Here is a 12,067-nt window from a genome sequence, read left to right on the forward strand (position 1 = left end):
GGTGAGCGGGTCGATCACCTTTGACCAGTGCCAGAACGTCCACCGCCAGCCGTGGGTGAGAATCAACAGGCTCGGGTAAGACCGTAAGACCAGTCCCCATTCCCCTCGTCCAGCGGCGGACGGGTCAGTGTGAGACGGACGCGCAGGCCATCGAGGACCTTGCCGGACACATGGATCGGTGTGGGCTCCAGGGGGAAGGCGTGCGTGGTGGTCACGGTGTGATTTGTTGACGAAGTGAGTGAACCTGTGTGCCGTCAGCCCTGTTGGCCGCGACTCGACCACGTTGGCACCGGCGGGGTGAGCAGACTGTGTCGCTCGGGGGGATGCGGCCCAGCTGTCGAGCACACCAGTTCCCGGTGGCGTCCCAGCCGATCAGCACGTAGCGCCGGGCGATCCCGGGCCCCGAAGGTAGTCGATCAGAGTGTCGGGGACGGCTTCGAGATCGCCGACAGCCCCGACGGGGCGCTCGCCGAATCCATCTGCCGGGACCTCCCCTTGGACCCACCAACGCCCGGATCGTGCCCGCCTCCGCCCCCCCTGACCGCCCTCACCGTCACCCACACCCTCACCACCGTCGCACTCCACGGCCCTCACCTCGCCGCGGTTCCTTCGACGTCAAGCGTCGAGTACCAGTGTGGTTGTGCGGGAACGTTCGACGCAGATCATCATCGTCTCGCCCTTCTCACGATCTGCCTGAGAGAGGATCGAATCGTGATGTTCGGGAATGCCGTCGAGAACGCGGGTTTCGCAGGACCCGCAGAAGCCGTCCTCGCAGGAGTACAGGATGTCCGGGTTCGCTTCGAGGACGACTTCGAGCAGGGTGCGGTCGGCGGGTACCTTCAACGTGCAGCCGGTACGGCGCAGTTCGACGTCGAATTCGGTGGGCGACTGCCTGTCCGAGACTCCGGCTGCCGCGGCAGGGTCCGCCCCCACGACGGGAGCGCCGAACCGTTCGAAATGAATCGCCTCGTCACCGAGCACCGGACCGCACACCGACTCCACCTCTTGCAATGGGCCTTCGGGGCCGCAGCAGTACACGGCGGTGCCGGACGGAACGTCGGCCAGGGCGGCTGCCAGGTCGAGGTTTCCGGATTCGTCTGAGGGAGAGACGTTCACCTCGCCGAGACCGCAAAACTTCTCCACGAATGCCATCGTGGCGCGGCTGCGGCCACCGTAGAGTGCGGACCAGCTGGCGTTCTCCCGCGACAGTTGCCGTGCCATCGAAAGAATGGGAGTGACCCCGATTCCACCGGCGATCAGGAGGTAGTGAGGTGCGGGCTCGAGGGCGAAGTGGTTGCGGGGGCCACGCACCGCCAGGAGATCCCCCACCCGGACACTGTCGTGGATTTCCTTCGACCCACCGCGTCCCTCGTCTTCTCTCAGGACGGCGATCCGGTAGGCGGTCTTGTCGGTGGGGTCACCGCAGAGGCTGTACTGCCGAACGGTCCCGGAGGGCAGCACGATGTCGATGTGTGCTCCGGGCTCCCATTCGCCGAGGGCGGCGCCGTCCGGTCGTTCCAGGGTCAGCGACAACACGCCATCGGATTCGAGTCGTTGTTGCCGGACCAGGAGGTGGTTGGTCTGTTGTGTCATTTTCAGATCCGCGGGGTCGTGAGAACTGGCGCGTATGCACCCGCGGTGCGGAATCCCCCCTTGAGAACATCGACGAAGGCCGTGGCGAGATCGACCTGGGTGATGGACACCAGCATGTCGAGTTCCATCCTCAGTACTGCTACCGCTTCGGCGCCTTGCTGGCTGTCCCAGTCCTGCTGATCGACCAGTACGCCGGCGAGCAGGTTGCCCGACTGGCGGGCTGATTCGGCCATCGTGGTGGCGAAACCGACGGGGACTTGGGGCAGTACCGAGCCGATGAGAATGACCATGTCCGATTCGGTAGCCAACTCGTCGATACGGCGCGTGGTGGTGGTGTCGGCGTTGATGTCGCGCACGGCCACCTCGTTCGGCGCGCGCTCGGTGACTACCTGCACCTCGGTCAGCCCCGCCGCAGCCATCTGGTCGACGAGTCTGTGACCCGATTCACCTAAGGGCACCAGTATAATTCGTGCCATGTAGGACAGTCGGCGTGGTGTCATCTCGCTCATGACAACGTTCCTCGTTTCTGATCGGTCTTACGGCGCGGCTGCGGGCGGATGACGACGTGCGGACTCACCGGCCCCTGTCCGGTGGCCATCCGTCCCAGCATGTTGTCGACCTGGTCCAGGTCCACGTCGACGGAGGGCACGATTTCCAAGCCTGATCGCCCGTCGGCGAGGAGTTCGATGCTGCGTGTGACCGCATCGGGGGAGCGGCCGCGGACACCGACGATCGTGTTGGCGCCGCGTACCAGGGATTTGAGATCGAGTTCGCAGACCGGGGTCGAGCCCAGTCCGCCGATGACGAGCCGGCCCCGCTTGCGCAGCACGCGGGCGGCGGCGGCAACGGCCTCTCCCCCGAGTCCGACGGTGTCGAGTAGTACGTCGGTTCCCTCGCCGCCGGTTGCTCGCAGGATCAGCTCGGGGAGGCTGTGGTTGTTGTTGATCACCGGTACCGCACCGAGTGATTCGGCGATCTCGAGTCGGCCGACCGAGTCCGGCACGCCGATCACGACGATGTGGGCGGCGCCGACGGCTCGGGCCGCGGCTATCGCGGCGATGCCGTGGTAGCCGGGGCCGATGGCGACGACTGTGGAGCCTTCCGTGGCTCCGCCGGCGTCAACCGTCCAGTCGAGTGCGTTGGCGAAGGGCTGCGTCCACGCCGCGAGATCCGCGTCGAGATCCACCGGTAGGCGATACACGAGACCGTTCGCGCTGAGCTGCATGTATTCGGCGTTGCCGCCGTGCAGACCGGCCCCGTCGTCCGCCGAGAGAAGGCCCACTCTCCGTTTTCCCGCGAACAGATCGGTGTGTGGGCACATGCGGTAGTCCCCCATGCGGCACGCCGTGCAGGCCTCCCGCAGACACGGCAGGTATTCCTCCAACGCGACCCGGTCGCCGGGCCGCACGTCCCACGCGGTCGACTGGGTCTCCCCCACCGACACGACGGTCCCGACGACGTGATGGCCGAGCACGGTGGGCGAGTCCAGTCCGGCGACGGCAAGCGCCCCTCCGCCTGGAAGACACTGACCACCAACCGTGACCTGATGTTGCTCTCACTCGCGGGGTTCGGCGGCTTCTGGGGCACCTACGGATTCGTCACCTGGTCTAACGCCCTCCACATCAAAGGACACGGAGTCTCCGGCACCACCGCCGGATTCATCGTGGCCATCTTCGCGGGCGTGGCGGTCGTCAGCAAACCCCTCATCGGAATGCTCGGCGACCGGGTAGGCAGCGCCCGAAAGCCCGCAATCGTCATTCTCGCGCTATTCGCCGTCATCCTGATCTTCTTCGGCACGCTGGACAACGTCCCTGCACTCCTCATCGCGGCACCCATCCTCGGCCTGGTCGGATACGGATACCTGCCGTTGATCGTTGCGATGATTCCCCGCCTGGTCTCGAGCGAGGTCACCGGTACCGCCGCCGGCGCCTCCAACGCCTTCTGGCAGATCGCAAGCACCCTCGTTCCCCTCGCGATCGGCGCAGCCTTCTCTGCCACCGGCTCGTTCCTGGCAGCGTTCACCGCTCTGGCCGTCGGACCGATCATCGGCGCGGCCGTCCTCTACTTCGTCAACGAGGACGGCGGCAATCGCGCAATCGAAGAGCCGGAACCTTCTGACACGACCACCTAACCCTGACCCCAACGACACGACCGCCCCCCGCCGGAGGGGGTCGTGTTCCTGTACTGCATGCACCAACCGGATCCAAGCCCGCAATGTCTTCGATATCCGCAGCCCTCTCGTTCCAAACAATCCGTGATCCTCGCCTTCTCAATCGAGATAGAGCGCGGTTCAGGGTAACGAGAAGCGCCAACCGTACTTTGCCACTTCACTACTCGTGTTGTCGCGCCGAAGAAGGATCACACCGAGGAATGCGCTGCAGTACACCACATGCAACGGCGGACAGGCCTGCCCCAACTGCTTACCGTGGCTGCGGTATTCAATCTCGTCGGCTTTGACGCATTCAGTACTCAGGTACCGAGCAGGGTGTGCGCCTGGCACACGCCCGACTTCAGGAGTGGGGCGCCGTCCGGGCCGCCTCGGATCACAGCACCGTTCCCGACAGATCGCGCTGACCCCCGCCCGTCGCGACAGGCCCGACCCTCACATCGGATGGGGGGTTCGGCCAGTGACCGGTGTCGACGTCGTCCGGGACCGCCCCATCGTTACCGGGACTTCTTCTCGGCGACCGCGGTCGCCGGGTGCACGGCGACCAGGCCGAGACCTTGGCGTCGCTTACACAGCCGCGCCAGCTCCCGATACGCGGCCTCACCGAGCAACTCCGTGAGCTCCGGCGCATACGACTGCCACACCGCCTTGGCGCCGACGTGCGCGTCCGGCGAGCCGGAGCAGTACCAGTCCAGGTCCGCGCCGCCCTCACCCCAGCCGCGGCGGTCGTACTCGGTGATCGTCGTCTTCAGGACCTGCTCACCGTCGGGTCGCTCCACCCATTCCTGGGTGCGCCGGATCGGCAGCTGCCAGCACACGTCCGGCTTCACCTCGAGCGGCTCGATGCCGCGCTCGAGCGCCATCGAGTGCAGCGCGCACCCGATGCCACCCTCGAATCCGGGACGATTGAGGAAGATGCACGCGCCCTTGTAGCGGCGGGTACGCAGCGCGGGCTCGCCCTCGAGCTCGTCCTCCTCGATGTACCCCTTCTTCCCGAGACCCTGCTTCATGAACTGCCAGTCCTCAGGTCTGAGCAGCTTCACCGACTCGTGCAACCTCTCGACATCCTCCTCGTCGGAGAAGAACGCGCCGTGCGAGCAGCAGCCGTCGTCGGGACGGCCCGCGATGATGCCCTGGCAGGCCGGGGTGCCGAACACGCAAGTCCAGTGCGAGAGCAGCCACGTCATGTCCGCGGCGATGAGGTGCTCGGCGTTGTCGGGATCGAGGAACTCCACCCATTCCCGGGCGAAGTCGAGCGCAACCTCGGGGCTGGGCGTCATCTTGTCCGACGGCACCGGAATACCTGCTGTCACAAACCCCCACGGTAGCCGACCCACATAACAAACAAGGACTGATCCGATTCCCGTCCGAGAGCAAACAACACTCGACGCGAATCTCGCCGGCACTCCTGTGGCACCACCGCGGTGATATGCCGTCGATCATCCCGTTGCCGCACATCGGCAGCGATGCCCAGCGGCACGGCCCACGACGTCCGGAACCCCGTCAGCCCGTGACGGCCGTGCCGGCCCAGGCGGCCGCGATTTCCCCATGCGGGAGCGCAGCTCCGCCGGTGTGGCCTAACCGAACCCAACGATGCGCGCACGCGGTAGCCGGCTCGGGATACGCTGTGTGCCGTCGCGGACGCGATGAAGGCAGCGGCCGCGGGTCCCCGCGCAGCGTGGGCGGTCTTTCGATGCGCTGTTCGCGGTCGCGCTGTGCTACGACCGGGCGATGATCCTCGGATTGTCATCGAAACTGCTGATCGAGATCGACCCGCCAGACTTCGTGGATGCGCCGCAAACCAATATAGAGTCGACAGAACTGGAACCATCGGCCGAACCTGAGGTTGTGGAGACTATCGACGTAGATCATCGACCTGCCGTTGCATCGGCCCCCGCGCCCCCTGCGACAGCCCGCGTTTCGTCGGCGCCAGCCGTCGCCGCCACACCGGCCGCAGTCGATTCGCCCTGGGAATAGCCGACGCTCATGGCCGCACGGAAGACCACCCAGCGACGCTCCAGTCCCAGACGAGCCAGCGCCGCGCCGCTGACACCCACCCCGGGGCACGGGGAGCAGATCTGGATCCTCGATGTCCCTTACCGGGCATCCGCGCCCGGCGCCAAGTACTACAAAGCGCTCACAGCGTATGCCTACATCGGCACTCAATTGCCCGACGAACTCGCCGTCTACGCGTCGAAACCGTACTCGTACGCTCGCTGGGTCGAAGAGGACCTCAACGGCGTGCGGCAACCGGGCGCCACCGGTTTCCACAAGACGCCGCGGCCAGAACAGGTGGACGCCGCGAAGGCGATCGCGACGGCCTGTCACCACGGCAAGCGCGGATTCTTGTTGGCCGACGAGCCCGGTGTAGGCAAGACCGGCAGCGCGATCATCGGCGCGAAGGCTGCGCTGAAATCAGGGGGCGGTGACACCGTACTCATCACCGTGGACCGGCCGGCCCAGATCACCATCGCCGCGTGGCGCGACGCCCTCGCTGCGTTCGGCGACGGGGGCTATCGGTGGCTGATCATCTCCCCGGACCAGCTGAAGAAGTTGCTCGGACGCAACGGCCAACCGAAGTACTCCTTTTCCCTCATCATCAATGACGAGGCACAGCAATTCAGGCACCTCACGGCCCAGCGCACCCAGTACCAACGGCGTATCAACCGCCTCTCCGCATCACCGGAGAAGGCGCCGTTCGTGATCACCGTGACGGCGACGCCGGGTCATCACCCAGGCGAATACACCTACTTGTCTTCGCTTTTCGCGCAACTGCACGATGACCCGCCGGGCGAGTGGGCCGATCTCGGTAAGAAGCTGGTCGAGCATGGACTTCCCCTGGCTCCCGGGTGGGACAAGGGGAAATGGGACTGGAACGACCAAGCAAAAGATTCTCAGAGGCTGCAGCGTCAGGCCGTCACCCGCGTCCGGAAGTGGATGACCGACTGCGACCCGCCCGTCATGGTGCATCGCGACGCGCCCTGGGGGCCGCCACCGATCGACGGCTTGCCACTCGACTTCACCGCCACCCAATGGGCTGCGTACCACCAGGACTGGAGTGAGTTCCGGAGCGCGATGAGGATCGCCCGCCAGGGGAACGACACCGCCCGCGGCCGTGCCGCTCTGATGCGGTTCCGGCAGAAGGCAGGCATGCTGAGAGCCCCGCAGACCGCCGAGTTGGTAGCCGCACACGTCGAGCGCGGCTACCAGGTACTCGTCGCCGTCGAATTGGTCACCACGGCCGCCGACCCGGTAGCCAACCTCCTGGAGGAGCACGGCATTGGCGTCTCACGCATCTTCGGCGGGGGCGATCTCGAGACGGAACGCATGAGATTTCAGCGCGGCCACAACCCGGTGGTGGTGTTCAACACCGCATCTGCGATCAATCTGCAGGCGTCCGAGTTGATGGTCGACGGTTCCCGCGCCTCATCGGCACGTCGCATCGGCTTCTTCCACCAGCCTCGCTACTCCGGAATTGCCGCACGCCAAACGATGGGTCGTGCGCACCGCGACGGGCAGGTTTGCTCATGGTCACTCCTGTTCGCCGCCGGGACGGTGGAGGAGCACGCGGCTCGGATCATGATCAATCGGCTCATGGTGACATCAGCCAGTGTCGATGGCGATCTCGGGGCGTTCGGGAAGCTCGCGCGGCTGTTCGACGCAGACTGGCTTCCCGAAAGCATGTTCGAGTAGGAATGATGCCTGACCAGGGATCTCTGCAATCGAAAGTGAGCGGATGTACACCAGGGCGCATACGGATCGTCAGCATCAGCGCCCAGGCGTGATGCACCGTGCATCACGCCCGCCGCCAGCGGCGGCACCAGCGTCACCAGCACGGGGACACCCACGGTCTGCGCACCAGGCTCCGACGGACGCAATAGGTGGAAGGCATGGAACTCAGCGAACCACCCGCGTCGGCAAGCGCTGGCCGCTTTCCGCGAGTCAGCAGATTGACGGGCAGGTCCGGACGGCGACGCCACCACGGGCGGCGCCGGTCCTCGATAAGCGGCTCGTCAGCACTGCGGGTGAGCTGAGGGAGTCAACCTGGCGCCGCCGTTCGGGGTCACCTGAGCGCCACCCGCGCTCCCTTGCCGATTTGTCCAATTCCCCCTGGTAGAAACTGGCAATGAATCTTCCGGCGGATACGGCAACTGGACCCGGCGGACAACATCCCTGAAATAGGCGCCCACTCGTGGCCTCGCAGCAGTCTGGCAGTCCTGATCGCCGATCGAGCGTCCGGTCCCCTCGATCGGCTCACGGATGGCCTGTGCCACCCCGCCGAGGGAGACGGTGTGTCGGTCGTGGTCCAGTTGGTACCGCCTACCCCGCCGGCAGTGATCCCGGACCGACGGCGCTTTGCGCCCCGCTGCCGCCGTGCTCGAGCAGCAACCGCGGGAGGTGTTCTCCTGTGAGCCGGTCGCCCAGACCGGGCGTGGCGGTCTCGGACACGACGAGCCAATCACGGCTGCGGGCCCGAGCCTCCGCCGCGTTGAGCATGACCGTCTTCCCGACGGCGTATTCAGTCGGTCGACTCAACATTCCTGGAGGAATGGTGTTGTGGACGGTGTTCAAGGGTCGGCCGCCGATCGGGCGGCAAGCGCGGGAGCCGTTCTGTGAATATCTGCGGGCGGGGCAGGACACGGTCAGCGCAGCGTGAGGCCCTCCGACGACACCTCGAGATCCCCGCTCAGTCACCCGAGAACGCCCACTGCCCGGTTCCACCTCGATCCCCTATTTCGTCGGCTGGACACCACTCCGGCGCAGCCCGAAGAAGCGCGGGCAGCACAGAAGCGGCTGCTGTCGACGGCTATTCCGCGACGGTGATTATTTAGCGAAAGTGACGTATCGATGTATAAACCGACCACCTGCTCTGTGGACCACTGCCGACGGGGTGACCTTGTTTCCACAGACTTTCGTGACTTAAGGTGGAGTGCGCGCATCGCGCGGCGTGTCGGGGTCTGGGCGGGTTGCGCTGATAGACAGGCTAAATAGCCCTTCTAAGGATTGATCATGTCCACCAGGCCCACCGGATCGACGGTCCAAGTAACCAGTTGCCCCTCGGCCGGCTCGTCACCAAGAATGCACCAGCGGGCATCGCCGGCACTCAGGCGCAGCTAGTCAGTTTCCTCAGGTCGGCGGAACCTCTCGACGGGGCCGACACGTCGAGAGGTCTTGGTGAAAACCATCCGCACCATCGCTGGCACGGGCGGACTTCATGGCTTGGCGCCTCATTCGCACAACGTCGGCCGTTTCGCCCCAGTCAATGAATCACACGAGCTCCCCGTCCTGGAGGAGGGCGCCACGGGTGGTGCGCGCTCAGACGAAAGCTCCTGCAACAAGTTCGAGGGACCTCATCAAGTCGATGCACCGGCGAGAGAGAGAACGCAGTGTCGCATCCCTCACACGCCGAGAACCGGGCAAACGATGTTTACCAAGACGTTGTTGATCGACAACTACGACTCCTTCACATACAACCTCTACAGCTTCCTCAGCGAGGTCAACGGGTGCCCGCCAACGGTGGTACACAACGACGTCGACTGGCGTGCGATCGAACTGACAGAGTTCGACAATATCGTGATCTCTCCGGGGCCCGGTCGTCCAGCAAGCGAACGCGACTTCGGCATCAGCTCGCGGGCCATTCTGCTGGGTGGGCTTCCGACACTAGGAGTGTGCCTCGGCTATCAGGGTTTATGCCAACTGTTCGGTGCACATGTCGTCTTGGCACCAGAGCCGAGGCACGGTCGCAACTCAGAGGTATTCCACGACGGAAGAGAATTGTTCGCGGGCCTCCCCTCGCCCCTGTCGGTCGTCCGCTACCACTCTCTCGCCGTCGAAGATCTCCCTGACGAGCTGGAGCCGACTGCGTGGACATCCGACGGGATCCTAATGGGGGTACGGCACCGCCTGCGCCCCCTGTGGGGGGTGCAATTTCATCCGGAGTCGGTCTGCACCGATCGTGGACACGAACTCCTCGCCAACTTCCGTGACCTCACCCCGACTCGCCGGAAGGGATCCGCCCCGAAGCCTCGACGTCGGCCGCGGACCTTATCGCCATACGTGGTGGAAACACGACGGATAGATCGGCGAGTCGACCCACAGACGGTGTATGAGCGCCTGTTCGCAGACGGCCCCAACAGTTTTTGGCTCGATGGCAGCTCCACAGTGGAGTCGGACGCCCGCTTCACCATCATGGGCGACGCATCTGGCCCACGCGCCGAGTACGTCACGTACGACGTTGCGGACGGCACCGTCCTGGTGCACCGTTCCGGCGTTCCGGCCGACAAACGACGCGTGCGATTCTTCGACTATCTCGACGAACAGTTGCGGACCCGCGCTGTGCCGCCATCGCCGGACCTGCCGTTCTCGTTCAATCTCGGCTACGTGGGCTACCTGGGCTACGAGTTGAAGGCCGAAGCCGACGGCAATGCGCAACACTCCGCGGACACACCGGACGCGGCCCTGGTCTTCGCCGACCGCGCCGTCGTGATCGACCACGTCGACGGCAGCTGCTACCTGCTGGCGCTCAGCGAGCAGGCCCACGAACCCGGAACCCGCGACTGGATGCGCCGTACGGCCCAGGTGATCAACCGGTTGCCCGTCACGACCGACGATGCGCTTCCCGCGCGGCCGCTCATCCGGTCGGCGGCAGACCCGCGCATGACGCTGCGCCACAACCGTGAAACCTACCTCAACAAGATCCGTACCTGTTTGGAGAACATTCGGGTCGGCGAAACGTACGAAGTGTGCTTGACGAACCACGCCCAGATCGATGTCGAGATAGACCCCGTCGAAACCTTCGCCTACCTCCGATCCATCACTCCAGTGCCCTACGCAGCACTCCTGAGGTTCGAGGCAGCGGACATACTCAGCGCCTCCCCCGAGAGGTTTCTGCGCGTGGACGCCGACCGGGTAGTGGAGTCCAAACCGATCAAGGGCACCCGGCCGCGGGGTGCAACCGCTGCGGCGGACGACGCGCTCCGCCAGGACCTGCTGACGAGCGAGAAAGACCGGGCCGAGAACCTCATGATCGTCGACCTCGTGCGCAACGATCTCTCACGGGTCTGCACTCCCGGTTCGGTGCACGTACCACGATTGTTCGACGTCGAAACCTACGCACCGGTCCACCAACTCGTGTCAACGGTGCGGGGGACGCTACGCAGTGACGCGACTGCGGTCGGGTGTGTGCGCGCCTGCTTCCCGGGTGGCTCGATGACCGGAGCACCGAAGATACGCACCATGGAAATCATCGATCGGCTGGAGGAGGGGCCGCGAGGCGTGTACTCGGGCGCCCTCGGCTGGCTGTCCATCAACGGCACCGCCGACCTCAGCATCGTCATCCGAACCATGGTGTCCCGGCACGGGACAGTGAGCTTCGGGATCGGGGGCGCCATCGTCGCATTATCCGACCCCGACGAAGAGTTCACCGAGACCCTGGTCAAGGCAGCCGCCATGCGCAGGGCCCTCACGATCAGCGCCGGCAGGTCCCCCGCCCTCGCCCACAGCGTTGGTCCGCAGACCTCGAGTGACACCATCGATCGGGCTGGGCGACGACTCTCGCGGGCCGAACTGGGCGGTGTAGAGGTGTGGGTCTGCCCAGGTGTGCCGGCACCCAGGGCCAACACCGAACTTGTACTTGCCGAGGCCCTCGCCGATATTTCACATGTCACGACTCCAGTGGTCGTGGATCTGTGCACCGGTTCGGGAGCAATCGCCCTGGCAATCGCGCATGCCCGAGCCGATGCCGGTGTACACGCCGTGGATGCGGATCCGACGGCCCTGAACGTGGCTCGACGCAACATCGAACGTCAGATCCGCCTCGGCGAGAGCCCGATCGTGCTTCACGAAACCGCCGTCACCACGCCCAATCTACTGTCCGGCCTCGACGGAACGGCCGATCTTGTCCTCGCCCGTCCACCGTGCATTCCCGACGACGAAGACCTTCCCTCTCAGTGCGGCGAGTACTGCCGACGGGCTTTGGTCAGTGGCACAGATGGGCTGAAGCTCGCCCGGCAAACGATTGTTGCGGCGGCCCGGCTCCTGCACGCGGGCGGCAGCCTCGTCGTCGAGCATCGTCCCGACCGCTACACGACAGTGCTCGCACTACTCGAAGGGAACAAGTTATTCGGCAACGTGGCAACACATTTCGATCAGGCGGGAGAAGCGGCCTACACCACATGCGCGCGGACCTCCATGCGGCCCCAGCACACCGAGGTCGGGTCCGAGTCCAACCCTTGCACACCTCCTGACGCAAGGAGAAGATCGGAGAAGAGTCGTGGACGCCGTCCCGCCACGGATTCCAGGAGTTGA

General features: G+C 65.3%; 8 protein-coding genes. 3 read left to right on the plus strand and 5 right to left on the minus strand.

The window, feature by feature from the left end; genetic code table 11:
- Window positions 1–615: 615 nt before the first annotated feature.
- The 3 genes from JVH1_RS02785 to JVH1_RS02795 are packed head-to-tail and all read right to left on the minus strand — an operon-like array spanning window position 616 to window position 3,031.
- Window positions 616–1,593: a PDR/VanB family oxidoreductase gene (locus JVH1_RS02785; protein WP_009479893.1), complete on the minus strand. Its 978-nt coding sequence runs from the start codon at window positions 1,591–1,593 to the stop codon at window positions 616–618.
- A gap of 2 nt (window positions 1,594–1,595) precedes the next feature.
- Complete coding sequence (locus JVH1_RS02790; protein WP_009479892.1) at window positions 1,596–2,102, minus strand: hypothetical protein; 507 nt, start codon at window positions 2,100–2,102, stop codon at window positions 1,596–1,598.
- Complete coding sequence (locus tag JVH1_RS02795; protein ID WP_371112934.1) at window positions 2,099–3,031, minus strand: zinc-binding dehydrogenase; 933 nt, start codon at window positions 3,029–3,031, stop codon at window positions 2,099–2,101. Before JVH1_RS02795 ends, JVH1_RS02790 begins: the two co-directional genes overlap by 4 nt.
- 24 nt (window positions 3,032–3,055) lie before the next feature.
- Here JVH1_RS02795 and JVH1_RS02800 point away from each other — a divergent pair, with 24 nt between their 5' ends.
- Entirely contained in the window at window positions 3,056–3,724 is a 669-nt protein-coding gene (locus tag JVH1_RS02800; RefSeq protein ID WP_009479890.1) for an MFS transporter, read from the plus strand.
- A gap of 533 nt (window positions 3,725–4,257) precedes the next feature.
- Here JVH1_RS02800 and JVH1_RS02805 read toward each other — a convergent pair.
- Complete coding sequence (locus JVH1_RS02805; RefSeq protein ID WP_043782446.1) at window positions 4,258–5,040, minus strand: hypothetical protein; 783 nt, start codon at window positions 5,038–5,040, stop codon at window positions 4,258–4,260.
- A 706-nt stretch (window positions 5,041–5,746) separates the two neighbouring features.
- Between JVH1_RS02805 and JVH1_RS02810 the strand changes: the two genes are divergently transcribed.
- A complete protein-coding gene (locus JVH1_RS02810; protein ID WP_009479886.1) occupies window positions 5,747–7,453 on the plus strand; it encodes a DEAD/DEAH box helicase in 1,707 nt (568 codons plus the stop codon).
- A gap of 627 nt (window positions 7,454–8,080) precedes the next feature.
- Here the strand turns inward: JVH1_RS02810 and JVH1_RS02815 are convergent.
- Window positions 8,081–8,299 (minus strand): hypothetical protein, encoded by a 219-nt coding sequence (locus JVH1_RS02815; RefSeq protein ID WP_016885015.1) that lies wholly within the window; start codon window positions 8,297–8,299, stop codon window positions 8,081–8,083.
- An 885-nt stretch (window positions 8,300–9,184) separates the two neighbouring features.
- Between JVH1_RS02815 and pabB the strand changes: the two genes are divergently transcribed.
- On the plus strand, window positions 9,185–12,067 hold the full coding sequence (pabB, locus tag JVH1_RS02820) for an aminodeoxychorismate synthase component I (protein ID WP_009479883.1): 2,883 nt from the start codon (window positions 9,185–9,187) through the stop codon (window positions 12,065–12,067).

The sequence above is a fragment of the Rhodococcus sp. JVH1 genome (assembly GCF_000280725.2).
Classification (GTDB): domain Bacteria; phylum Actinomycetota; class Actinomycetes; order Mycobacteriales; family Mycobacteriaceae; genus Rhodococcus_F; species Rhodococcus_F jostii_A.

Excerpts from the sequence above, each read along its gene's own strand:
- JVH1_RS02785 (WP_009479893.1), bottom strand. The coding sequence starts at position 1,593 with ATGACACAACAGACCAACCACCTCCTGGTCCGGCAACAACGACTCGAA.
- JVH1_RS02790 (WP_009479892.1), bottom strand. The coding sequence starts at position 2,102 with ATGAGCGAGATGACACCACGCCGACTGTCCTACATGGCACGAATTATA.
- JVH1_RS02800 (WP_009479890.1), top strand. The coding sequence starts at position 3,056 with ATGGCCGAGCACGGTGGGCGAGTCCAGTCCGGCGACGGCAAGCGCCCC.
- JVH1_RS02805 (WP_043782446.1), bottom strand. The coding sequence starts at position 5,040 with ATGACGCCCAGCCCCGAGGTTGCGCTCGACTTCGCCCGGGAATGGGTG.
- JVH1_RS02810 (WP_009479886.1), top strand. The coding sequence starts at position 5,747 with ATGGCCGCACGGAAGACCACCCAGCGACGCTCCAGTCCCAGACGAGCC.
- JVH1_RS02815 (WP_016885015.1), bottom strand. The coding sequence starts at position 8,299 with ATGTTGAGTCGACCGACTGAATACGCCGTCGGGAAGACGGTCATGCTC.
- pabB (WP_009479883.1), top strand. The coding sequence starts at position 9,185 with ATGTTTACCAAGACGTTGTTGATCGACAACTACGACTCCTTCACATAC.